Consider the following 23,946-nt stretch of genomic DNA (forward strand, 5'->3'; position numbering starts at 1 on the left):
GATTTCTCCCGAGAATGACTAAAAATGAAGGCGGTAGCTCAACTGCAGATCCCGCGTCCGGTCCTGCGACTGGACGCCCGATTTGGACTGCCCCAGGCTCAGGCTCAGGTGGTCAACAGCCCAGACGCTGCCTGCGATGCCCAGGCGCACACCGTAGCCCGGCCCAAGTTGGCTGTGCCAGGTGCGACTGACGCTGGCGAAAGGACGCAGCGCGCGCGAGTATTCCTCTTCGTAGCGCATGTTGGTAGACAATTCGATGCCGTAGAAGCGAAAGTTGCCGGGTAGAAAGAAATCCCTGCCAAGCGCGCCTGTGTCCGGCGGCAGGTAGCGCCGAAAGTCGAGGTCAGATGGGTCGAGATCGGAGGGGTCTCTGCGCGTGTAGGCATGGGTGGACCAAAACGCACTGAGTGCGAGCAAGGGGGCGTCCTGCCGGTAGGTGTGGGTGTACTGAATGGAGCTGTGGCGCCCGCTGCCCACCGTGGCGCCTGTCTGCAGCTGATAGCGCTCAGCGGCGTGCATCAGCAAAAACTCGTCTTGTCGGGTGACTTGGTAGCGCACGCTGGCAGCGGCCCGCGTCTTCATCCCTGCGATGCGCAGCGTCAGGCTTTCGTCCGACGGTAACTGGCGCCCGGCTTCAATTCGCCAGCTCAGGCGATTGTCCACACGCTGCTCGTGCCAGAGCTGCAGAGGTTGGGTGTTGCGATGCCCATCGCGGTTCGTGGCCAAAAGGCCCGATTCGCCATCCAGATGGCGCCAGCGAAACTTCGCTTCTAAGCGCTCTTCGTTGGGCGGCGACTGCACCACCCGCGCATCGGTCGACCGCCGCTGAATGCTTCGAAATTCAAGGTCCATCGTCAGGCGGGGACCCAATGCCCAGTGCAGTGTGGCATGGCTCTGGCCTTCGTTCATGCCGCCGAGTTGCGTGGCGAGCAATTTCACCTCGGCGTGGTCGCTGAAGGCCAGCAAGTTTTCGGTCAGCTGCAGGTGCAAAGGTGCGTCGTCGTGCTGGTCGTTGCTCGCGTTAAAAGCCGCGCTTTGCGCGAGCCGAATGTCTTGCGCCACCGATGCGGCATGGATGCGGTCGTAGCGCGGCAGGCGCTCGTCAAAGCGTTCGAGCAGCTGGCCACTGGCGGCGCGGTCGTCTTCCGCCAGAGCGACGCTGATGTCAGCCCACAGTGGGCGATTGGCGCGCACGGCGCGGGTGCGGGCGTATTGATGCCACAAAAAGGCACGCTCTGCTGTGAACTCTCCTGCATCCTGCAGCCAGCCAATGGCTGTTTCGGCTGCGGCGTTGGAATAGCCGCCGTTGGCGTCGCGGTCCAGGCGTAGCAGCTCCCGAAGGACGTCAGCGGCTGGGTCACCGGGCCGCTGCGTGATGGCCAGACGGGCACGTGCGACGCGCCGGGTCTGGTCCAGCCCTTCCTGGCTGAGCCAAAGTTTGAGGGCGTCGGCCCGACTCCGCTTCTGCTCCCCTGCGCTGGCTTGCGCCTCGCGCCACTCGCGCGAGAGCAGGTGTCGGCGCAGTCGCCACGCACGGTCGGTCTGTTGGTTTTGGTCCAACGCATCGGCATAGTTCATCAGCCACAAAAAATCGCCCTGCATCACCTGGAATCTGGGTGTGAGGTAGCGACTCAAGGCAGTCTGCGGAAGCGAAAGAGCCTGGTATGAGGCGGCAAGTGCGTCATGGACGGCTTCCGAGCGTTGCCATGTTCGTTCGTGGGTAGCCAGCACGCTGCGCAGCGCGACGGTGTCGTTGCTGTCGATCAGCAACCATAGCAAGGCCTGCTGCATGTCGGGCGAATCGGGGCTGGCTCGCAATCCATTTTCGAAAAAACGTCGCGCCTGTGCCATGCGTCCTGCGTTCTGATGCCAGGTACCGACCAGTCGCAGAAACTGGGTGTTGCCCATCAGCGTGGGCAGGGTGTCGCGGTGGGTGCCCGTTTCAAGCTGTTGGATGAGGCGCCCGAATTCCTTCCATTGGCTGCGGCCAGAGAGCAAAGTCAGCGCTAGCGTGAGATGGCGGGCTTCGCCAAACTGTTGCCAAGCCTGCGCAGACACTTGCGCCGCCTCGATTGGAAAATCGAGCTGCAGCAAGCGGACCAAGGCGTCGTAGTCTTCCATGGTGCTTGACCCGGTCTTTAGCAGCTTGCGGTAGGCTTCGACCGCGAGTTGCGTGCGCTCGCGGCTCTCTGCCACCTGGCCGGTCAGGCGCCAGAACTCGCTGGCGCTTGCATCGGCTGGCGGATGCGCGCGTGCGGCCTCCAGCCAGGCCAGTCCTTCGTCGGCACGATCGCGTCCCAGTGCCAGTACGGCCGCCTGCATGGCGCGTTGCGGTGTGGTCTGGCCGGGAATCTTGAGCAGGCGCCGCCAGCTCTCCAGCGCAAGATCGGGCTGGCCGGCGCGCTCGGCCAGCTCGGCAAGCAGCTCGATCGTTTCAGGGTCGCCGCCGCGTTGCTTCAGGAAGTCGATTGCGGGCTGCGGTTCGCCCAGTCGCTCCCATGCCTGCACCAGCGCGCGAACCAGAGTTCTATCGTGGGGCTTGCGTCGCAACTCGTAGCGCAATCCGTCCACCAGTGCGGCGTCGTCGAATTGACCGGGAGCGAGCCGCAACACCGCCTGCCACGCGAAATCCTTCTGCGTTTGCTGGGCCACCACCAGCCAGCTGCTCAGGGCGACGTCCAGGCGCAGGGTCCACTCCGAGACCTGCGCCAGCCGCTCCCGCCACACTACGCTGCCAGGGTTTTGGCGCACGGCTGCATTGGCAAGCGCCCACGCGTCTTCCAAGTTGTGGTTCTCCAGGAATACCGCGTAACCGAGGGTGTAGATCTCTTCGTCATAGGGCAGGGCGGGTGCAGGCGCCTGGGGTTTGTCGGCCACGAGGCGCTTGCTTGGTGCGTTGCCATCGGCATTCCAGTGGCGCCGCTGAGCCTCCACGTAGTGCGCGCCATCGTCGTAACGCGGGACAGTGGTCCGGTCTGCAAAGGCTTGGGGCGCAGCTTGCCACGCTACGCGGCGCAGGTTTGCACTCACTTTGGTGGCCAAGGCCGTTGGCCCCGCGAAACCGTGGTCGAACCAGCGATGGCTGAGCGCGAGCTTGAGGAGTTGGCGTACGTAGCGCTCGGCAATGTCGGGCCGCCCTGCGGCGCGTGCCAGATTGGTCAAAAAGAGCAGTGCCTCCCGGTCGCCTTTCAGTTCGCCCAGTTCGTGCTCGGCAAGTGCCAGTGCTGCAACGGGTTCGTTGCCCGACTGCAGGGCGCGCACGGCCGAAAAGTAGTACTGCTTGGCTTGCTGTGGATCGGGTGTGGCCTGCCGAGCCAGCAGGTAGTAGGAAGCGCAGCCAGCGTAGTCCGACTTTGCCAGTGCCGCCCGCGCAGCGCGCACGTAGGTTTCTGCTGCTTCCTGCGGACTGGGCGGTTCGGTGGGGATCTGGCTGCTCAGCGCAGCAGTCAGGCTGGGCTCGTTGAATTGGGTGGTGAGGGCCAGCAATCGCGCGTGCTTGTCGGCCGGCCATTGTTGCTCTGCAAGGACGCGCAGCTGTTGGCGCAGGTCCTGCAGCAGCACTTCTTTGCGGGCGGACTTGGTTTTGGGCACCGCCTCGTATTCAGCGTGGCTCAGCTCCCATTGCACCCAGAGAGCGTCGCGCCGGATGGCGGGTTTGCTTGATGCAAGGGCGGGTTGGAGGGTGGTGCGTGCGTCGGCCCAATCGCCGTGTGTCACTTGGTGCCGCGCCAGCAGGAGCCGCAGTTGCGGGTTGTCGGTGTCGCTGCGCAGCAGGTTGGTTAGGTAGGCAAGCGAGAGCGGCGAATCCGCTGCGTCCGACAGACGCCGCTCCAGATCCTGGCGTGGGTAAAGCAGCCACAGCGCAGCGCACACCATGCTGGCCAGCAGTACGATGAGCCAGTCGGGCGCAACGACCGGACGGTCAGCGGCCTGTGCACTCAAGCTCGACGCGCGCACGCTGGTCCTTCAATTGAAAATACTGCACATCACTGGCCTGTCCGGCCGTACGCGGTTGTGCGGTCACGGCACGTCCGTTGGCCTTCGCCCGGCAGTGGCTGGCGCCGGAAAGTGAGAACTCAAGCGGCACGTAGGCGCGCAGGTCGAATGAAAGTCGACCTGGCTCGGTTGCTTGCCATTTTTCAATGCGGCCATTGGCTTCGAACAGCGAGGGGCGGCTGGCCTGCGTCGAGGTGCTTTGGGGCGTCGGTGCGAGAAAGGCCGAGTCGCCTGCCAGGGCAACGTAGGCGCCGTCGATTCCGGGGTGAATGCCGACCACCCCCACACTGAGCGCGAGATTGGGCGCTGCGATTCCAGAGGGAATGCGCAGCGTGCGTAGCGCGCCGTTGCCGCGCACCCGCCAGCCCCCTTTTTCGCGGGCGATGGCATAGCCATAAAAGTCCTGCACCTTTTCGGCGAACTCAGAGGCGTGGACGGGGTGCAAGGGACGGGCGAGCGCCCAGTCATAGACCTTGTGCAGCGCGTGCAGTCCTGCACGTTTGCTGGCGGAGTACACGTGGTAATAGATGCCCACAGGTTTGATGCGGCGGGGGCTGTCCGTCATCTCAAAGCTCTCGATGGCGCGCTCGAAGCCGTAAAAGGGACCGCGCCAGAGATTGGTGTAGATATTCTCATTGGTGATCGGCGCGTACACCTGCAAATAGCCATTCTTGCGGATGCCTAGCGCACCGACAGCGGTCAGCGATGGATTGCTGCGCGTGATCGAGGTGTCGCCACCATTGATGTTGAGGAGGCCCGCGCGGCTGCTGATTTCAAGCGCCTTGGCGCCGGGGGCGGTATCACCTGACCACTGCAAAATCTTGACTTGCTTGCCTTGCGGTGCCAGGCGCCGGTTGATGTAAGCCGTGGAGCCGACGATCTCGCGTGCAAGGTCCATGGTGTAGCCAGGAATGTTGAGGTTGTAGGCGGCCTCTTTGTCGTCCTGGAACAGGCCATGGCGCACACTTCGATCCCAGAGGAAGGGGTGTGAATAAGTGTGGCTGCCTATTTCTATGTGGGGCAACTGAAACATGGCTTTGGCAATCGCCTCAAGCTTCGGGCTGAGGTTGGGGTAGAGACCGTCCGGTGCCACTTCAGACTCGATGATCGACATGGTCTGTGGGATGCGGTAGGTTTCGAAGATGTCTTTGAGCAGCACCTGCGCAGCAAAGGGGCTCCCAGGGAACTCGGCCAGTGACGGAAAGCCATCTCCGTCAACATGCGCCAGCAGCAGGCGGCGACCGTTTTCCGTGGTGGTGTCCGGCACGGGCATCGGCTCCAAGCGCAGCGCCTGGGTGAGAAACACGAACGGATCAATGACCCAGCGTGCATCGTCGCTTCCAGGAACTTCGATGAGAGCGTAGGGATCCAGGATGAATCCACCCCAAGGTGCGATGGCACCCGCAACGAATGTGCCGCCGCGCTCGTCGCGCAACTGAACCAGGGGTGTGAACTGCGCGGCTTCGGGGTCTGTCAACTTCGCCGGCTGGTAATTGCGCGTGGGCAACGGAAGGCTGGCCTCGAATCCCATCATGGGGTGATGCGCTTCGATGCGCAGCGAACCCTGCGTTTCCACTGGCTCGGTCTGTATGCTCAGTCTGCGAGCCCAGCGCGGCTCAGGCGACTGGCCGATATCGCCAACCACGGCCAGCGGCATGCCTTCCGTCATGCGCAACTGCAGCCATTGCGCCACAGACTTGCGCCTGGCTTCTGGGATAAATCCTGAAAACCAGGTGGCCACACCCGCGTAACGGTCGCGTCCGATGCCCTCCGGTAAGGGCTCACGAACGTCCGCGTAATCGACCACGTAGCCCATGTAATTGAGCGGCATCTGCAAAAAGCGGTGCGCGTTCGAATAGTTGAGGGCGGGCGACTCCGCACCGTTGTAGAGCACCAAAATGTGGCGTGGCACCGGCTCGATCATGCCGATGCCCACTGTTTCAAGTGCGCTGTCTGCCACCCAGGGGATGAATCCATCTGCCTGGATACGCTCTGCAGTGGCCCGCGTGAGTTCGCGGTCGTGGGGCGGCACGTAGTCGATGACCAGCACCGGCAGCTTCCACTCGTCACGCACCGTGCGCAACTGCGCTGCAAGCCACTGCCGGTCTGTTGTGCCAACTTCCTGATAGCTGCGCGTTTTGGCACTCCATCCTCGGTACAAGGATTCTGCCGCCACCATTCGAATCTTGTCGTGCACCCGAGGAACGATCTCGAAGCCCCGGTTCAGAATCAGCTGGATGCCCGGAAAACGCGCGTGCAGTGTTTCAATCACACGCACCAAACCCTGCTGCTGCGCTTGCTCGTCAAATTTTTCGGCGAGTCGGTAGGAATCAAGCGTATCGAGGAAAAATCCGCGGTAGCCACGCTTCCATAACGGCCCGACAACCCGTTCGGCAAAAAAATCGGGCCACCCATCGGGTGTTTGGTCAATGACGTCGGATTTCCAGTCGCCATTGCGCGCGAGCTTCCATTCTGGCGGAATTTCTTTGAAGTAGCTGCGTGACGGGTGCACCTCCGCCACAGAGACATAGGCAACCACTTCCTGTCCGTGCTGAGTAGAGGGGAGGGCCGACGCGTGGTCCGGCTCAACGACCACCATGTCAAAGGGACCCAGTTCCGTCGGAAGCGCAGTCGCACCGTAATGAATGGCAATCGCTGGAGGGTTGGCGCAAACGCCTAAAGGCGCCAGCGAGGCGCAGACCAGAATGATTTGAAAAAGTAAGCGGCGCACGCGAGCAAAGGCAATCAAGCAGGGTGAGGAAGTTATCCTTGGATGTGAAATGTTTCGGCGTGTCTAAACTCGACGCACAGGCAAAAGGATTTTCATTGTGGCAGGAGCATTGAGGATAGTTACGGTTGGCAACAACTCTGCATTATCGAATGACTCGCCGGAGCAATCGCAAAAGAATAGGAAGTTGCAGGATGATTGAAAACAGCGTGGTGCTCGTCACCGGGGGGGCAGGCTATATTGGCTCACACACCTGTGTGGCGCTGGCTGCCGCAGGGCTGCAGGCCATTGTGCTGGACAATTTTTCCAACAGCCGCCGCTCAGTGCTCGACCGGGTGGGGGCAATCACCGGGGCCGCGCCCGTGCTCTTGCAAGGAGATGTCCGCGATCCGGCTTGTTTGAGCCAAGTGTTTGCAGAGCACCCGATACGCGCCGTGATCCATTTTGCGGCTCTCAAGGCCGTCGGCGAATCGGTGCGCGAACCGCTGCGTTACTACGACAACAATGTCGCGGGCACCGTGACGCTACTGCGTGCCATGCAGGCAGCCGGCGTGCGCACGCTCGTCTTTTCCTCGTCCGCCACCGTTTATGGCGAGCCCGCGACCTTGCCCATCCGCGAAGACTTCCCGCTTTCGGCGACCAATCCCTACGGCTGGACCAAGCTCATGATGGAGCAGGTGCTCGCTGACGTCGACGCCGCCGAACCGGATGCCTGGCGTATTGCACGCCTGCGCTACTTCAACCCCGTGGGTGCCCATGAGAGCGGGTTGATCGGCGAGGATCCGCAGGACATCCCCAATAATCTTCTCCCATATGTAGCGCAGGTGGCCGCAGGCCAGAGAGATTGTCTGAGCGTCTACGGTGACGACTACGCCACTGCCGATGGAACCGGTGTGCGCGACTACATCCACGTTTGTGATCTGGCCGATGGGCATGTTGCGGCCCTGCGCTACTTGCAGGCGCATCCGGGCGTGCTGACAGTGAATCTGGGAACGGGTCGCCCTGTGTCGGTACTGGAGATGGTCAGCGCGTTTGAGCGTGCAAGCGGGCGGCCTGTTCCCTACCGCATCGTCCCCCGCCGCCCCGGCGATGTCGCCCAATGTTGGGCTGACCCTGCGCTTGCAGAGCGCCTTCTTGGGTGGAAAGCGCGGCATGGTGTGGATCGCATGTGTCAGGATGCCTGGCGCTGGCAGGACGGCGTTGCACGTAGCTTAGGCTGATCTGGGCACTTGGTTTCTTACGCAACAACCCTGAATTCTTACGCGAAATTTCGCGCAAATCCTTTGCTTTCAATCAGCAACACTTGTTATTATTGGTGCATCGAGGGTCAGACGGCGCAGATCGTTCCCGCCCCAGTAGATGCGTAGGAAGACGCATTTACCGTTTCTTGATTGCGTTTTTCCGGGTTGGGTTCCTTGTGTAGGAGCGGCACTGGTTGGGCGCACCAACTGACTCCTCGAATGCGCATTGTTTCGATTTTTGGTACCCGGCCCGAGGCCATCAAGATGGCTCCTTTGGTGGCGGCATTGCGCGCTGAGCCGCAGATCAACAGCAGTCTGTGCATCACGGGCCAGCATCGCGAAATGCTCGCTCAGGTCATGGCTTTGTTTGACCTGCAGGCTGAGCATCAGCTCGATGTCATGCAGCCCAACCAAAGCCTCAACGGATTGTTCGCGCGACTGATCACGGCGGTTGATGCGGTGCTGGAGCGTGTGCAGCCCGATGGCGTACTGGTGCATGGCGATACCACGACCGCTGCGGCAGCCGCGCTGGCTGCCTTCCATCGGGGCATCCGAGTGGGCCATGTCGAAGCGGGTTTGCGCAGTGGGGATATTCAATCGCCCTATCCGGAAGAAATGAACCGCCGGCTCGTCGACTCTGTGAGTACCTGGCTGTTTGCACCAACGCTTGGCGCGCGCGACGCTGCGTTGGCTGAGAAGGTGTCGGGGCGCATTTGGGTCACTGGCAACACGGTCATTGATGCGCTTGTGGCAACGCTCGCCAAACTCGACCACGACGCCGCGCTGGAGCGGACCCTTGCAGAGCGCTATGCATGGCTCGATGGACGTCGCAAGCTGTTGCTGGTCACAGGGCACCGCCGCGAAAACTTCGGCGAAGGTTTTCGCAATATCTGCGCTGCGCTGCAAGATCTGGCGCAGCGGGGCGATCTGCAGATCGTCTACCCGGTCCACCTCAATCCCAACGTTCGCGATGTCGTGCGGAGCGTCTTGGGAGAGCGGGCCAATGTCCACCTGATCGCGCCTGTGGATTACATCGATTTTGTCTGGCTCATGCGCCGTGCGTACCTGATCCTGACCGACTCTGGCGGTGTCCAGGAAGAAGCGCCCTCGCTGGGCAAGCCGGTTTTGGTTCTTCGCGACGTTACTGAACGGCCCGAGGCCGTGGCGGCGGGCACGGTGCGTCTGGTGGGTACTTCGCGCGAACGCATAGTGACCGAAGCCTCGCGCTTGCTGGATGACCCAGCTACGTATGCCGGGTTTTGTCGGAGTGCCAACCCTTATGGCGACGGGCGCGCTTGCAGTCGCATTGTGGATGCTCTGTGCGAACGGCCTTTCGCCCAATTTCATGCCTGAACCGCGTCGTGATTCAGTTCTCTAGCCCCCGCATCTTTTTCCGGAGTGTCTCCATGCCATCTTGCCCGCCCCGATCGCCACGTCTCACCCGCTTGGTAGCGCTCATCAGTTTGGCCGTCCCGATCATGGCGCTGGCCAGTCCTGCGGGCGACGCCTTGCAGCGCTTGCAGGGAGACACCTGGGTCAACCGCAGTTTCTCGCTTTCGGACCTGGGGTTCGGCGATGACGTGTTGTTGAGCGGCTTTGACAGCCGCCAGGAGTTCTATCTACCAGTGCCTCAGCAGCTGAAGTTGGCCGACGCCACCGTCGACTTTCGCGCGCGCTATTACAAGGCCGAAGAGGGGCGCACCACCATGGTGTTGTTCATCAATGGCAGGCCCGTGCATTCGCGTCGCATTGAGGTTTCAGAAGGCGACGCCAGCCAGTTGCTGAAGGTAGATACCAACCAGCGCACCAACGGCTTCCTGCGTTTTCGTGTGAACTGGCAGAACAATGTCGGCCAACGCATTTGCGAGGTGGAGCGATCCACCGGCAATGTGCTGTCGGTCTCTGCAGATACCCGATTCAATTACCGTTTCAGCAGCTCCGCTCTGACCAGTCTCTCGGACGCCTGGCTCACTTTACCGGCGCATCCGACGCTGATGGTGGCGTCGCGCAAAGTCAGCAAGGCCACCTACGACACTGCCTGGCGTCTTGGCGTCGCCTTGGAGCAGGCCAATCGCCGCGTCGTCGTGAAGTCCTTTCCCGCTCCTGGCGACGTCATTGACACAACCGGATGGCAGGTGCCTGCTGGGCTGGCGAGCCTGCCGGCCTTTTCTGGCCTTGCGCAAGGCAATGCCAAACACGTACTGAAGGATGCCGCCGAGGTAGGGGCTCTGGTAGTCCTGGGGTCTTCGCTTGCCACCGGAGACATCGCGGTCGTGGACACTGCCTTGCAACAGGAAATATCGGCAGCTCTGGACGCGTTGGGCGCTCAGCTGGGCGGCGACGCCGACGCGGCGCGTTCCTTCGCGAGCTGGCGCAGCCTGCAAACGGCGGTGGCCACGGGAGCCCTGCCGTCGCATTCGATTCGTCTGGCAACGCTGGGCGCCCGTCCGGTCATCGTAGTGTCGGAGGATGCGGGTGCCAAGGCTGCAGGCGTTTTCGCCGACGTCTGGCGCAGCGCCATGACCACCCGGGAAGTGACCGTAGCGGAAGCCAATACACCCGACGTACTCGACCGCTCGGCCATCCGCCTCACCAACCTCGGCGGCAGCGATGCGAGTTTCGACGTCCTGGCACGCGGCGACTGGACGGCCACCATCCCGCTCGGCGCCGTGGCCGTCAATGGCCGAATGCCGTCTGATCTGGTAGTGGATGTGGCCGCAGCGCCCGGTGCCTCGTCCACCCGTCCGGTAGCTTCCGTGTTCTGGAACAACGTCTTGCTGTCGGCCAAGCGCCTCCAAGCGGATGGGCGTCCTGAGCGTCTTGATGCCCGTATTCCTGGCTATGCGCTTGGACTTCGAAATGTGGTACGCGTGTCTTTCCAGCGCCAGCCCTACTCCAACGACTGCAATGAAACGCCGCAGGCGTTCCCGGTGAATGTGCTGCCCACCAGCTATGTACGTGGTGGTGATTCAGAGCCCGATGGCACCTTTGTCGGCTTGCTGCCCCTGATGTCCGGCACGCCGCAGCTTATTGTTCCAGAAGCGTATCTGGCGGACGCACCCGCCAGTTTGATGCGCGTGGTTCGCATGGCCGTTGCGGCGGGTGTTACGCCCATACGCGCCGAATTCGTGGTGGCCGAGCAAGGTCAGGCATTCACACCGAGTCGTCCCTTCCTCGCCCTGCAGGTGCCGGTAGATGGCGCCACGTCCAAAGTTGTCATCAAGGATGCGCAGCTGCGCATCAACGGGAAAAAGGCTCCCTGGATTGATGTCGATGGCCTGGCGCACCTGAGCGCAGTCGAAGTTACCAGCGCGCACGCTCAGCCGGGCCTGCTGTGGCAACCCCTGGGCGCGCAAACTGCGGCGCAAGACAAGCCCTTCGTGCTCAACCGTGGAGACATCGCCTTGATCGGTGCCGAAGGCCCGGTTAGCTGGGTAGACAGCACCAATCCTTCAGCCAGCCAGCCGCCACGTGCCGGCGAAAGTGCCTTCTACGAATGGAGGCGTTATTTCTCCTGGGGCGTGCCTCTGGTGAGCGCGGCGCTCCTCATGTTGCTGCTGCTGGTTGTCTGGGCTTATCGCATCCGGCGCAATCGCAGAAAGCCTTCGTGAACCCGCGCATCTTCCATTGATCGTTCAGCATGTTCACGCTGTACTGGCCTTACCTATTTGCCGACTATTACCGCGGTCTTGAGATATTGACTGCGGTGGTCGGCGTGATCATCCTGCTGTCGAGCATCGACGATCTGTTTATCGATGCTTGGTACTGGGTTCGCGAGAGCTACCGCTCGTTGGTAGTGCGACGCCAATACAAGCGCCTGACAGCCGCGCAGCTGCGCGAGCATCCCGAGCAGCCCATGGCCATCATGGTTCCGGCGTGGCTGGAATTCGACGTGATTGCTCCCATGCTCAGCAACATGGTGTCCACGTTGGAGTATCGGAATTACACGATTTTCGTCGGTACCTATCGCAACGATCACCGGACGATCGAGGAGGTTGAGCGGATGCGCAGGCGCTACCGACAGCTTGTGCGCGTGGAAGTACCGCACGATGGGCCCACTTGCAAGGCTGATTGTCTCAACTGGATCGTACAAGCCGCATTTCAGCAGGAACGCAAGCAGTCTCAAAACTTTGCTGGATTCGTGCTCCACGACAGTGAAGACGTGCTCCACCCACTGGAGCTGAAGTACTACAACTACCTGCTGCCGCGGATGGATTTCATCCAGTTGCCGGTGACTTCACTTGAGCGCAGCTGGTTTGAACTGGTGGCGGGCACCTACATGGATGAGTTCGCGGAATGGCACAGCAAGGATTTGGTCGTGCGCGAGAGCCTTTCCAACATGGTTCCATCGGCGGGGGTTGGCACCTGCTTCTCTCACAGTGCGATGCAGATACTCGCAGCGACGACCAACAATGAGCCTTTCAATGTGGAGAGTCTGACCGAGGACTACGACATTGGTACGCGGCTTAGTCGGTTGGGAATGAAGCAGATTTTTGGCAAATTCGACGTGGACTACCTCACCCGTCGCACGGCCTGGTTTGGCCTTGGACGCGAGAAAATTGGTTCGATTCAGATGCCTTTGGGAGTGCGTGAATTTTTTCCAGATACATTTCGCGCCGCCTACCGCCAGAAAGCACGCTGGACCATTGGCATTGGCCTGCAGGGCTGGCAGCAAGTGGGTTGGGCGGGGTCGCTGGCCACAAAATACTTGTTGTTTCGGGATCGCAAAGGCTTGATCACTGCGTTCGTGGCGATCCTCGGCTACGTTCTGATGCTCAATTTTTTGCTGTTCTACGCCGCCGACCAGCTCGGCTGGTGGACGGTGTATTACCCCTCCTTGTTTCATACCAACGGCTGGTTCATGACTGTCATGGGGCTCAACGCTGTGGCCTTGCTGTTGCGTGTGGTGCAGCGGGCCTATTTCGTGGGCAAGATGTATGGCTGGGAGCATGGCTTGCTCTCGATCCCGCGAATGGTCATCGGGAATTTCATCAATGCCATGGCTGCGGCACGCGCTTGGCGGCTTTTTCTATCTCACAAGATTTTCGGCACGCGGCTGCTATGGGACAAAACCGCACATGATTTCCCATCTGCCGATCAGCTGGAGTCGCATCGTCAGCGACTGGGCGAGGTACTGCTCTCCTGGCGTGCTATTGATGCCGGGCACCTTGAGCAGGCGCTCGTTATGCAAAGGGATTCGCGCCGCCCGCTGGGCCGTATTTTGTTGGAACAAGGCTGGTTGGACCAGCACACCCTGGAGGAAGCGATTTCCTTCCAGCAGGCAGATGCGGCGCCCGCACCTACACCGCCGCCCGCCATGCAGGACGTAGTTGCCGTATGAAACCTTTGCGAAATCGAACCTTGTTGGCGGTGGCTCTGGCTATGGCATGGCCTGCTGCTCCCCTTCTTGCCGCAGGAGTGGGCGCCGCTACGCCGACTCGCCATAGCCAGTGGCAAGGCGAGGAGAGCCCGCTGCGACTCATGATGTCCTTGCGGCTGACGCCTCCGGGCTCTGTCCCCCTTGTCGCCGCGCAGGCATCGTCGGACAGCGAACTTGTCTCGGCGCAGCGGCCGGGCGGATCGAGCGATCTATTGGTTGCGCGCTTGCGCCTGTCTTCCGAGCTGGCATGGCGACCCTCGGGGCCGCTGGAGCCCAACACGCTGGCCGAGGCGCCAGGGTCACCCGCCCCCGTCCCATCGCGACCGCCATCCGCCTGGCAGACGGCCTTGCAGGCGATTGAACGCAGAGACCCTGCGCCGTGGGGCAGGGGACCCGCAGACACCGTGGTGGATAACGAGTTTCAGCGTGCATTGCGTCGCTACGTGCGTTTGCAAATGCCCGCTTTGCCCATGTGGCAGGCGCCCAGGCCGCACAGTCCGGCCCAACTGGTGGTGCCGGCACCGCGCCCTCCGCAAGCGGACAGCATCCGGTCCGTTGCTCCACCGGCGGTTGAAGAGACACCATCCAAGCCGGCAGCTCGCTCGCGGCTGGGAGGACGCCTGCGCGGACTGGCCTGGCGTTTGTCTGATCAAGGCTATAAAGCCTACGCCCGCGGCGACTACGAGACGGCACTGCGTCGCGCCGATGCCGCATTGAAACTCCGTCCCGACGTGGTTCGCCTGTACCAACTGCGTGTGTACGCATTGCAGAAGCTCAATCGGCTGGAAGAGGCCGAGCGCGCAGCAGAGGAGGCCATTGCAAGCGGTCACAGCAGCCCCGAGCTGCAAGCAGCCTTGCTGAACTTGCGACCAGTGCCCCCAGGGGTGGCAGGCGTGCCCACCACCGCCGAGTACCGCAAGGCTTTCCCTATTGCCACACTCGCCTATGAGCAACTCGCCGATGGGAAGTTTGCGGACGCCGCGTCGAACGCGGAGATCGCCGTACGTACAGATCCCAGCCAGGGGCCCTGGTCTTTGCTTTGGCTCAACGCTTTGGAAGATCTCCAGCGCTACGAGGAAATGATTGAGGCGGGCCGCCAGGCGATTGCACTGGGCGCGCCAAACGCTGACGCCATCGGCGCGTTGATGCGGCTGGCAAGCCAGGCCATCGCCGTGCAGCACGCGGAGAAGGCCTACGTGGCTATGGCGAAGAACCGGCCGCAGGAGGCGCTTCCCGAAGCGCGTGAGGCCGTCCGTCGGGCGCCGGATGTGGTCAGCCACCGTTTGCTGCTGATTAGCGCTTTGCAAGCCACCCAGGACATCGTGGGTGCGGAGCGCGCCGCAGGAGAAGCTCTGCAATCCGATGAAGAAAACACCACGATCCGCATTCAGCGGGCCTATTTGCGGCAGTTGTTGGGGCATGGCGAAGCTGCGCAGCAGGACATTGAGGCGGTGCTGGCCCAAGACTGGATCGATGAATCGCTGCGACGCAACGTGCGTTTGATTGGCGCTGACCTTGCACTGGCCGACCGGCAGCCTGCGCGTGTCAAAAAGCTGCTTGAGCCGCTTGCGCTCGATGACGAACAGGCTGCTTCCCGTCGCAAGGCCGCAAGCGCGCTGGGCAATTTCTGGACTACCCAGGACGTCTTGCCTGCCACTGCATACGCGCCCTTGCAGTTGTGTCACGACACGCCCTATGGCACGGTTTGCGAAATGCAGCCGTGGGATGCCCCAGGCACGGACAACCCGGCAGCGCGCGCTTACGCGGCCTATGGTCAGAAGCGCTATGAACAAGCCATTGCGCTCGCCCGCAGGGCAATCGCAGAAGATCCGAAAACCGAATCGAACCAGATATTGCTCACCACTGCACTGGCCGCAGGCACACCGCAAGAGCAGAAGGAAGCCCTGGTGCGACTGGACCAAGCGCTGCTTACTCAGCCAGAAGATGCCAATTTGCTGCGCCAACGCGGTTACTTGCGCCTGGCGAACGGCGAACCCGAGCTGGCTTTGCAAGATTTCGTGGCCGCTCGAAGCACGGGCAACGCCCCACCCACCAACGTTTTGGACGAGGCGTATGCGATGGCTGCCAGCGGCCATCGCATCGCGGCGGCTGCCATGTTGCGCCAGGCCATTGACGATGCCGATGAGGGAAAGTTCGCGCTGGATGCGCAGCAGCGGTTCGATACCCGAAGCGCTATTGCCAACTTTTCTCGCGAGTGGGGCGTGACGGCGTCGGTGGCCTACCGCGGCGCTCGCGCACCGACCAATGCCTTGGTGGCACAGCCTGTGTCGCTGCCCGGCAATGCGGTTTTCAGCACTGTTGAAGCGTACTGGCGTCCGTCGGCGTTTCTCAACTCCAGCAGCAGCACCTTCGACATCTATGGCCGACTGTCCAACACCTTGTACAGCGGTGTCGATGTCACGGGCGCACAAACCGTTCCTGACCCTTGCGGGGGGACTATCAACGTCGCCGAAACCCGTACGCGGGCCGTCTCTGGTTTCCCCACGACGACTGGCGCGTTTGGCGTGCGCTACACCCCGTGGACCGAAAAGAACCTTACGTTTGGCCTGGAGCGGCAGTTTTTTCTGGGCAATGCCGCGCGAAGAGGCTCTTTGAATGCAGATTCGAGTGCCGTACGCTGCCTCTTGAACCAGCAAGCGGCTGCGGTTGATTACCGTACCGACGCCTCTGCCGGAGCCTGGCAGGCCTATGTGCTCTATGGCTTTTACGAAGGTACAGGGCTCAGGCTCGATACCACCAGCTGGTTCACGATGGAAGGCTACGTGCAGGCCGGCTACACCTTGATGGACGCTCCGACAGCCTACACACTGCGCGACAGCACAGGCCAAGTGCTGGGGCGGTCCTCAGGCAAGCTCAAGCGCGGCCAGGCCTTTGCTGCCAGTGAAGTGCGGGTGGGCCGCAGCTATCTCACAGACTACAGCGATCGATTGGTGATCTTCCCTCATGTGTCGCTTGCCGCAGACTGGTACTCGGACCGCAATCGGGCCACCGGCACGCCGGTTGCGGGTTACTCCAATTTCGATCTGGTCGGCAACAAAGGCGATTGGTCTGTGGGAGCAGGGGTGGGGGTCAATGTGCGCTATTGGCTCGATGGAGGCAAATACCGTGCGCAAAGCTCTTACGTGGATGGAAGTCTGCAATACCGCACGCGCCTGGGAGGTGTCGAAGACCGTGCCAAGGGCGTTTTCCTGAGCTTGACATTCGCCTACTGAGCCGCGCTTGCAAGCTCGCTCAAACATTCGTTCCATCGATGAAAAACCATCTTTCCCCTTCTGCGCTCTCTCGACGAAGCCTGCTTGGCTTGTCACTCGGATTCACTCTTGGTTTGTCGCTACCGCAGGTGGCCATCGCGCAGCCTGATATTTTGGCCATCATCGGCAAAGACAACTACCTCTTCCCTGCATGGGGGACCACGGACGAGCCCGATTGGCGCGCCATTGACGCCACGGTGGCGCGCATTGCAGAGGTGCACAAACGGCTTGCTGCGCGTGGTATTGCACTGGTGGCGCCGGTGCTTCCCAGCAAGAAGCTGTTTTACGCAGACAAGCTCCCGGCTGAAGATGCCCTGACCCCCGAAATGCTTGGCCGCTATGCAGGCATTCGGGATCGATTGGCTGCGGTCGGTGTGCCGGGCTTCGATGTAGAGCAGATCTACCGCGCGCTACAGGCCAAAGGCGAACAGGTGTACTACCGCACCGATCAACACTGGACCCAGGCAGCGGCTGACGCCACGGCCCAAGCCACGGCGGATCTCATTCACCAGTTGGTTCCCACGTTGGCCGGCGCCGCCGGGACCGGGCTCGCGCTCGGTGCGATTTCCAAGGAACGGCGCTATGGCGACCTGGCAGAGCGCTTTCTCTCGCCAGAGCAGCGGCGTGCTGCTGGGCGTGAGATTTTTACCGTGCGCCGCCAAACGCAGACAGCCGGCTTGCTCGATGCGGCCATCGCCCCCGTTCACGTCACGGGCAACAGCATGGTGCAGCCGTATTTCGGTTTTCCGCAAAAATTGTCGAATCTCATTGACCGGCCGGTATCGGTGAACTGGAAGCCGGGCGATGTGGGTTTCTGGAGCGTGCTGATTGAATACCTGGAATCGGCTGCGTTTCGCCAGCAGCCACCCCAAGTGCTGGTCTGGCAATTGTTTGAGCCCAATTTCCACCTCGGCCCCGATGCGGAAGGGCTGTGGGATGCTGCTTCCGTGATCTCCGCGCAGGATTGGAGCCGGAGGCTTGCCGCAGCTCTTCCGGCGTGAAGGCGATGCCAGCGCCGCTGCCGCCGCCAGGCGAATCAGATCCGTCCGGACACCGACGTATCGCCATCGTCGTGGCATTGGCCTTGGCGGCAGGTTGTGCCTGGGGCGTACTGCGCCTGAGTCAACTGGGCTTTGCACCCAGCGAATGGAAACCCTCTACCTGGGTAGATGGCCAGGCGGGGAAAGAGGTCAACCAGGCGCTGGGCACACTGCCTGGCCGGACCTGGACAGCTCGGGCATCTTCGGCGCTGCGCTACCGTTTACTGGGCGACTTGGGTGAGCAGGTGCGAGAGGGGTGTCCTGGCTGGCTCTTCTATCGCGACGGTTTGCGCCCCGCGCCCGGCTTCAGCGGAGCATTTGAAGAGCGCTTAAAGCTGATGCGCCATTGGGCTCGACAATGGCAAAAGACTGGTATTCGCTTGTTGGTTGTCACCGTACCCGACAAGTCCCGTGTCGAGGCCGCACAGCTTTGTGGTTTGCGCGTCGCTGCACCGCTCCCCGGACGATTGGACGCATGGCAGGGCGTGCTAGCCGGGGCAGGCCTGTCTTTTGTCGACCTTCGGCCTGCGCTGGATGCTGTACCACAGGCGTTCTATCGAACCGACGTACACATGACGCAAGAGGGCGCTGAAGCGGCGGCAGGTAGCGCCGCAAGGGAAGCTCTTGCCATCCTGGGCGGCAAGGGGCCGCAGCAGTTCACATCGTCCCGGGCGCCGAACGCCGAGCCGCGCATGGGCGACTTGATCGTGCTCGCTGGCCTCGAGCATGTGCCCAGAGGCTGGCGTCCAGAAATTGAGCAGTTTGTGCCCGAACACATCGAGCCAGTGCGCAGCGGGGGCTTGCTGGACGAAGGCCCCAGCGCCCAGGTGCTGTTGCTTGGCGACTCCAATGGCTTGCGCAGCGAGTTTGCCGAGCGCCTGGGCCGACGCCTTGGCCGCGAAGTCTGGAATCTAAGTCAGGACGGCGGATCTTTTTCAGCTGCCATGCTGGCCGCACTCGGCCGACTGGACGCAATGCCGCCCAGCCTCAAGCTGGTGGTATGGCAATTTTCCGAGTTGTCTTTGTCGCTGCCGCTGACACGGGCCGAGCAGCTCGCGCTCGACGCCATCCGCTGAGATTGCTTTGCTCTTCAACTCCTACCTCTTCTTGTTTTTGTTTCTGCCCGTGGCGCTGGGCGGCTATTACTTGCTTGGACGCGTTCGCCTGCACTGGGCCGCCCTGTGGTTGTGCGTGGCCTCGTTCGTTTTTTATGGATGGTGGAATCCGCGCTTTGTGGTGCTGCTGGCAGCGTCCATCCTGTTCAACCATGCCGTTAGCCGGTATGTTCTTCAGCAATCGGATATGCCTCGCCGCCAGGGCTGGACGGTGGCGTTCGGCGTGGCATGCAACCTGGCACTGCTTTTCTACTACAAGTATTTCGTCACTTTGCTGGGCGCGCTTCAGGCTTGGGGTCTGTCTTCCGATCGGCCCGACAGCATCCTCTTGCCACTGGGAATTTCATTTTTTACGTTTACCCAGATCGGCTATCTGCTCGATTGTCGCGCCGGCCTGGTGCAATCGCCCAGCCTGCTCAAGCACACGCTGTTCGTCACGTTTTTCCCGCACTTGATTGCTGGCCCAGTGCTGCACCACAAAGAGATGATGCCGCAGTTTGCCGAGCCAGAAACCTACCGGTTTCGGGCCGACAACCTGTCCATCGGTGGCACGCTGTTTGTGATTGGCCTGGCCAAGAAGGTGCTTCTTGCCGACGGCATCGCCCCGTATGCCGATGCCGGGTTCGTAGCGCCCGCCGAGCTGCAGTTCTGGGGCGCCTGGTCCACCAGTCTGGCCTATGCCATGCAACTGTACTTTGACTTTTCGGGCTATTCCGACATGGCGCTCGGCCTGGCCAAGATGTTCGGAATCCGCTTTCCGCTGAACTTCAACTCGCCGTACAAGGCCAACTGCATTATTGATTTCTGGGCGCGTTGGCATATGACACTCACGCGCTATCTCACGGCCTATCTTTACTATCCACTCGCCATGCAGGTTTCGCGCTGGCGCAATCGCCGTGGATTGCCCGTGGGCTCAGCGGGCAGCCGCACGCCGAGTGGTTTTGCGCTGATGATTGCCCTGCCTACTCTCTACACCATGGGGCTGGCGGGCGTGTGGCACGGAGCCGGGCTGCAGTTCGCCATTTATGGCTTGTTGCACGGTGTTTACCTGTGCGTGAACCATGGTTGGCGGGTGGCGTTTGCCAAACGCATTGCGCCACGCCACGCCTGGTTGCAATGGTGTTGGAGCCGTGCTTGTGTGTTGCTCACTTTCGTCGCCGTGATGGCCGCTTTCGCCTTCTTTCGCGCGTCGAATGTTCACGAAGCGATGGCGCTACTGCGTGCCATGGCGGGATTGCAGGGCGTGGAAACCATGCAGTGGCCGCAACAAGAGCTTCTCGAATTGGGGGGACTGCAAGATTGGCGTCTGCTAGTGGGTCGCCACCTGCTTGCCATTCAGCTGGCATTCTTGCTGGCGGTTGTCTGGCTGGCGCCCAATTCGCACCAGATTCTTGGGTATTTTTCGCCGGCGTTGGCCCGCGTTCAGGAGGCGAACGCGCGCTGGCTGCGTTGGCGTCCCAACTGGGCATGGCTTATTGCATTTCTGGCCGTGCTGTGGATCTGCCTGATGCATCTTCACCGGGAATCCCGGTTTCTCTATTTCCAGTTCTGATGTTCCTTTCACTCTTTCCCTCCTCACTCTCCTGCATCCTGCAAGGCGCAGTGGCTGTGCTTTCGTTGGTGGTGGTTTCGTGCGCTTCGGCGCAAGAAGGCGCACTTTCGCAGTTGTACGCACCCCGACCCCCCGCAGGCGCTTCCTACGTGCGGGTGGTCAACCCGTTGCCCACAGTGCTTGCCGTCCGCGTGGCCAAAGGCCCGGTGCAGCGACTCGGTGGCAAGGCGCCGTCTGGCAGCTACGCCATCGTTCCCGGCGGGCAGCGTTTCGCTGTGCTGATTGACGGCAAGGAGGTCGCTCGTATGGAGGTACGCCCGGACAGCTTCAGCACCTTGGCGCTGCGCCGCGATGCTTCAGCCTATGCATTCACAGTCATCGACGATACGGCCGATACCGAAGATGCACTCAAGGCCGAGCTTCGGTTCTACAACCTCGCAGCGGGCTGCGGCGCAGCGAACCTGTTGCTGTCGCCGGCTGGCACTCCGGTATTTTCGGCGGTCGCCTCCAGCGCCTCGGCGGCGCGCTCGGTGAACCCGGTTCGCGCCGCGTTGGTGGGGCAATGCGGCGATGCCAAAACCGCGCCCCAGCCGCTCCCGCAGTTGGAGCCCGGCGATCATCTAAGCCTGTTTTTGACCGGATCGGCCACTGCGCCGCAGTTGGTGATACAGCCCAGCCGGACCGATCCCTTCACGCGTTGAGCGACTGGTAGATTTCGGCCAGTTTGGCGCGGTCTATTTTGAAGTTTACCGACACCGGCATGCGCTCGCAGGCCAGCAGCTCAGTGGGCAGCATGTAGTGCGGTAGCTTGCTGGCAAGCAGCGATTTCCAGTCGGACAGTTCGTCCGGCAGAGCGGCCTCAGTACGGCCGGTTTCTACAAAAGCCACCAAGCGTGCCACAGCGCCATTGGCGCGGCGCAGCGCCACGGTGGCGGCCGCACGGGCGCCCGGCAGCGTGGCCAGAGCGGCATCGACTTCCAGCAGCTCCAGACGGTAGCCATTGAGCTTGATCTGATCGTCGATGCGTCCGTGGCAGTAAAGCATGCCGTCGGCGGTCTCCGTGCCCAGGTCGCCGGTGCGAAAACCCCGCTGGCCATCGCGTTCAAACATGCGGCTGGCATTCAGGTCCGGCCGGTTGATGTAGCCGCGCATCACGTGCGGCCCCGCAATGCACAACTCACCTGCATCGCAATACACCACGCTGTCCCGCTTGGCGCGTCCTATCGGCATGACGGCATCGTCCGCCAGATGGGCATCTTCGACACGCAGCAAGGTCGTCGCTACGGTCGCCTCGGTCGGACCGTAGGTGTTCAGAATGGGCAGATCGGGGAAGCGCTTTCGCAGCGTGCGCGCCAGGGGTACGGGCAAGGGTTCGCCACAAAACAAAAAAGTTCGCAGCGATGGCAAACCTGCTTGTGAGAAGCTGGGATTGAGCAATTGCTGCTGCGCAAACGACGGTGTCGATACCCAGGTGGTGACCGCGTGGCGCTCAATGAGGGTGGCCACTTGCAGCGGCGCGGCGGCCGTCTCGCGGTCCAGCATCACGATGCTGCCGCCAAGGGACAGCGTGCCAAACACGTCGTAGAGCGAGACATCGAAGCTGAATACCGTATGGTTCAGAAAAACCGGATGCGGCCCCAAATCAAAGTCCTGCCGCATCCAGTCGATCAGGCCCTGCGCACTTTCGCGTCCAATTTGGACGCCTTTTGGCTGGCCTGTCGTTCCGGAGGTGAACATGATGTAGCACAGGCCAGCCTCCGCCAGCACCGGTGGTGGGCCTTCTCTGAGCACCTTGAAAGTGCCCGTGGCAGTTTCGTAAAGCAGATTGGCATCGAGGGTGTCGATGATGCTTTGCAGTCGGCTTTGTGGGTACACGGCATCGACGGGAACAAAGGGCGCACGCAGCATCAGGGCTCCCGTGAGCGCCACCATGAAGGCCGCCTCCTTGTGGCCCCGGATGACGACAGGGGTATCGGCGCGCAGTCCGAGGGCACGGGCTTGCTCGCACCAGGCGCGGGCCTGCGTCTCCAGCTGCTGCCAGCTGAGGCTGGCGTCGTGAGCGATCACCGCCCAGGCCTCTTGGCCGTTTTCACGGTTCGCGAAACGGCCGGCGTCGAAGTCGAAATGCATGGCCGTGCTCGTCCGGTCAGCAGTTTGCCGCGACGTAGGTGGACAGCGTGCGCAAGGAATACAAATGCTCTTCGACTTCCGTCAACGGGACAGTGCAACCGAAGCGGCTCTCGATGGCCAGCATCAAGTCAACCGCTGCTACGGAATCGAGCAGCCCCGACTCTAGAAGCAAGGTGTCGGGGCTGACTTTCTTGAGAATGACGGCCTGGATCATGTCGGCCAACTGGTCTTCAACTTCGGATAAGGTCATGGGGTAGAAAGAGAGAGAAATTACACGTCGCGTGTGATCGGCATGCCGAGTACCACGCTGGAGAGGCTGCCGAGAATGCGGTCGTCGTTGACCATGACCATGGCAGAGTGGGCGTCGCGGATATGGCGACTCAAGTAGAACTCGCCTTCCTCCATGTAGCCCTGAATGCCACAAATGCGCAAGGCGATCTCGGTGATGCGAACCACCAGCGCCGAGGCGCTGACCTTGAGCGTGTTGTAGCTCACCATGCGGTCGGTGGCGGACGTCTGGGAGTCGTCCGCTTCATACAGCGACAGGTTGGCCGCAATCAGCGCGCGCATCTGGTGCACCATGGCCTCGCCTTCGGCCAACCGCAGGTTGGCAATCGGGTTGAGCGGGGCGCCCGCGCGGTTGCGCTTGCGTAGGAAGGCCTGTGCCCGCCCTAGTGCTGCGGCCGCAATGCCCAGCCACACAGAGCCCAGCAGAATGTGTGAACTGGGCAGCATGGTGAGAGACATCACATCGGCAAAGCGGCCGGGAAAGATCTGCTGCGCCGAGCACTTCGCCATGAGGTTGAAGCGATCCGTACAGGCCCCGCGCATGCCCAGGGGATTCCAACGGCCACAGGGCTCCAGGGTGAGCTGCTCGCGCAGCACGGCCACCAACTGCTGGTCCGAGGCCGCTGCATCTTCGGAGCAGCGCGCCGACACCAGAAAAATGTCCGCCGCGTGCGCGTAGGAAATTACCGAGCCGCTCTTGTTCAAGTGCAGAGCGTCGCTCTGCAGATCGATAAAGCAGGCGCTGGTGCGGATGGAGCCGCCGGTAGCACCTTCCGTGGTGGCAGAGGCGATCAGGCTTTGCTCGCGAGCCATACGCAGCAGCAGCTGCTGGTGCCATTCGCTCTCGCCTGCATGATCGATGGCAACCGCAGCCTGCGATTGGTGCATCGCAAAAATCAACCCCGTCGAGGCACAGCCCTCGGCCAGGCGCCGACAGATGTTGGTCACCGTACGCAGCGAGAATCCGGGCCCGCCGAAGCGATGAGGAACCAAGAGGCCGAGCAGACTCTCGGCGCGCAAGGCTTCGAGAGCGTGGACCGGCAGCAGGCCGGCCTGGTCCACTGCGTCGGCGTGTTCGGCGGCGACTGCGGCGACGCAGGCGGCTGCAGATTCTCCGACTTGGGCTTCAGACAGGGCGCTGACAGACTTCATGCAAAAAATCTTGATTGAAAAAAAGCATTCTCGCTGCCGCTTCCGGGTTCGA

Annotated in this window: 14 protein-coding genes; 9 read left to right on the forward strand and 5 right to left on the reverse strand. The window is 61.8% G+C overall.

Annotated features, from left to right (window positions below; all coding sequences use genetic code 11):
* Nucleotides 1-18: 18 nt before the first annotated feature.
* The gene (locus tag C6571_RS11430) at nucleotides 19-3,957 is read right to left on the reverse strand and encodes a tetratricopeptide repeat protein (RefSeq protein WP_245901260.1); all 3,939 of its coding nucleotides are present in this window, start codon (nucleotides 3,955-3,957) and stop codon (nucleotides 19-21) included.
* Nucleotides 3,923-6,595 carry a bifunctional glycoside hydrolase/polysaccharide deacetylase family protein gene (locus tag C6571_RS11435; protein ID WP_245901261.1) on the reverse strand — a complete coding sequence of 891 codons (2,673 nt, stop codon included), beginning with the start codon at nucleotides 6,593-6,595 and terminating at the stop codon, nucleotides 3,923-3,925. Before C6571_RS11435 ends, C6571_RS11430 begins: the two co-directional genes overlap by 35 nt.
* A gap of 338 nt (nucleotides 6,596-6,933) precedes the next feature.
* On the opposite strand from C6571_RS11435, the gene galE reads away from it, so the two are divergent.
* The 9 genes from galE (at nucleotide 6,934) to C6571_RS11480 (ending at nucleotide 21,025) form a co-directional block, all read left to right on the forward strand.
* Nucleotides 6,934-7,944 (forward strand): UDP-glucose 4-epimerase GalE, encoded by a 1,011-nt coding sequence (gene galE / locus C6571_RS11440; protein ID WP_106448197.1) that lies wholly within the window; start codon nucleotides 6,934-6,936, stop codon nucleotides 7,942-7,944.
* Between the two features lie 240 nt (nucleotides 7,945-8,184).
* On the forward strand, nucleotides 8,185-9,318 hold the full coding sequence (gene wecB / locus C6571_RS11445) for a non-hydrolyzing UDP-N-acetylglucosamine 2-epimerase (RefSeq protein ID WP_106446791.1): 1,134 nt from the start codon (nucleotides 8,185-8,187) through the stop codon (nucleotides 9,316-9,318).
* A 53-nt stretch (nucleotides 9,319-9,371) separates the two neighbouring features.
* Nucleotides 9,372-11,576: a cellulose biosynthesis cyclic di-GMP-binding regulatory protein BcsB gene (locus C6571_RS11450; protein ID WP_106446792.1), complete on the forward strand. Its 2,205-nt coding sequence runs from the start codon at nucleotides 9,372-9,374 to the stop codon at nucleotides 11,574-11,576.
* Nucleotides 11,577-11,605: 29 nt separating this feature from the next.
* Nucleotides 11,606-13,306, forward strand: a complete 1,701-nt coding sequence (locus tag C6571_RS11455) for a glycosyl transferase family protein (protein WP_106446793.1) — start codon at nucleotides 11,606-11,608, stop codon at nucleotides 13,304-13,306.
* 140 nt (nucleotides 13,307-13,446) lie between these two features.
* Entirely contained in the window at nucleotides 13,447-16,578 is a 3,132-nt protein-coding gene (locus C6571_RS11460; protein ID WP_245901262.1) for an NfrA family protein, read from the forward strand.
* Between the two features lie 38 nt (nucleotides 16,579-16,616).
* Entirely contained in the window at nucleotides 16,617-17,618 is a 1,002-nt protein-coding gene (locus C6571_RS11465; protein WP_106446795.1) for an alginate O-acetyltransferase AlgX-related protein, read from the forward strand.
* A 5-nt stretch (nucleotides 17,619-17,623) separates the two neighbouring features.
* Nucleotides 17,624-18,733, forward strand: a complete 1,110-nt coding sequence (locus C6571_RS11470) for an alginate O-acetyltransferase AlgX-related protein (RefSeq protein WP_106446796.1) — start codon at nucleotides 17,624-17,626, stop codon at nucleotides 18,731-18,733.
* Between the two features lie 7 nt (nucleotides 18,734-18,740).
* Entirely contained in the window at nucleotides 18,741-20,324 is a 1,584-nt protein-coding gene (locus C6571_RS11475; RefSeq protein ID WP_106446797.1) for an MBOAT family O-acyltransferase, read from the forward strand.
* A complete protein-coding gene (locus C6571_RS11480; RefSeq protein WP_106446798.1) occupies nucleotides 20,324-21,025 on the forward strand; it encodes an alginate O-acetyltransferase AlgF in 702 nt (233 codons plus the stop codon). The genes C6571_RS11475 and C6571_RS11480 overlap by 1 nt, the downstream gene beginning before the upstream one ends.
* On the opposite strand, the gene C6571_RS11485 is transcribed toward C6571_RS11480, so the two are convergent.
* Genes C6571_RS11485 through C6571_RS11495 form a run of 3 tightly spaced genes read right to left on the reverse strand, consistent with a single transcriptional unit; the run spans nucleotide 21,015 to nucleotide 23,894 of the window.
* On the reverse strand, nucleotides 21,015-22,454 hold the full coding sequence (locus tag C6571_RS11485; RefSeq protein WP_106446799.1) for an AMP-binding protein: 1,440 nt from the start codon (nucleotides 22,452-22,454) through the stop codon (nucleotides 21,015-21,017). The two genes, C6571_RS11480 and C6571_RS11485, sit on opposite strands and share 11 nt — an antisense overlap.
* A 16-nt stretch (nucleotides 22,455-22,470) precedes the next feature.
* The gene (locus C6571_RS11490; protein WP_106446800.1) at nucleotides 22,471-22,704 is read right to left on the reverse strand and encodes an acyl carrier protein; all 234 of its coding nucleotides are present in this window, start codon (nucleotides 22,702-22,704) and stop codon (nucleotides 22,471-22,473) included.
* Nucleotides 22,705-22,724: 20 nt separating this feature from the next.
* Nucleotides 22,725-23,894 (reverse strand): acyl-CoA dehydrogenase family protein, encoded by a 1,170-nt coding sequence (locus C6571_RS11495; protein ID WP_106446801.1) that lies wholly within the window; start codon nucleotides 23,892-23,894, stop codon nucleotides 22,725-22,727.
* Nucleotides 23,895-23,946 lie beyond the last annotated feature (52 nt).

The organism is Simplicispira suum, from assembly GCF_003008595.1.
GTDB classification, from domain to species: Bacteria; Pseudomonadota; Gammaproteobacteria; order Burkholderiales; family Burkholderiaceae_C; genus Simplicispira; species Simplicispira suum.

Excerpts from the sequence above, each read along its gene's own strand:
- C6571_RS11435 (WP_245901261.1), bottom strand. The coding sequence starts at position 6,595 with ATGGTGGTCGTTGAGCCGGACCACGCGTCGGCCCTCCCCTCTACTCAG.
- wecB (WP_106446791.1), top strand. The coding sequence starts at position 8,185 with ATGCGCATTGTTTCGATTTTTGGTACCCGGCCCGAGGCCATCAAGATG.
- C6571_RS11450 (WP_106446792.1), top strand. The coding sequence starts at position 9,372 with ATGCCATCTTGCCCGCCCCGATCGCCACGTCTCACCCGCTTGGTAGCG.
- C6571_RS11455 (WP_106446793.1), top strand. The coding sequence starts at position 11,606 with ATGTTCACGCTGTACTGGCCTTACCTATTTGCCGACTATTACCGCGGT.
- C6571_RS11460 (WP_245901262.1), top strand. The coding sequence starts at position 13,447 with ATGATGTCCTTGCGGCTGACGCCTCCGGGCTCTGTCCCCCTTGTCGCC.
- C6571_RS11465 (WP_106446795.1), top strand. The coding sequence starts at position 16,617 with ATGAAAAACCATCTTTCCCCTTCTGCGCTCTCTCGACGAAGCCTGCTT.
- C6571_RS11470 (WP_106446796.1), top strand. The coding sequence starts at position 17,624 with ATGCCAGCGCCGCTGCCGCCGCCAGGCGAATCAGATCCGTCCGGACAC.
- C6571_RS11480 (WP_106446798.1), top strand. The coding sequence starts at position 20,324 with ATGTTCCTTTCACTCTTTCCCTCCTCACTCTCCTGCATCCTGCAAGGC.
- C6571_RS11485 (WP_106446799.1), bottom strand. The coding sequence starts at position 22,454 with ATGCATTTCGACTTCGACGCCGGCCGTTTCGCGAACCGTGAAAACGGC.
- C6571_RS11490 (WP_106446800.1), bottom strand. The coding sequence starts at position 22,704 with ATGACCTTATCCGAAGTTGAAGACCAGTTGGCCGACATGATCCAGGCC.
- C6571_RS11495 (WP_106446801.1), bottom strand. The coding sequence starts at position 23,894 with ATGAAGTCTGTCAGCGCCCTGTCTGAAGCCCAAGTCGGAGAATCTGCA.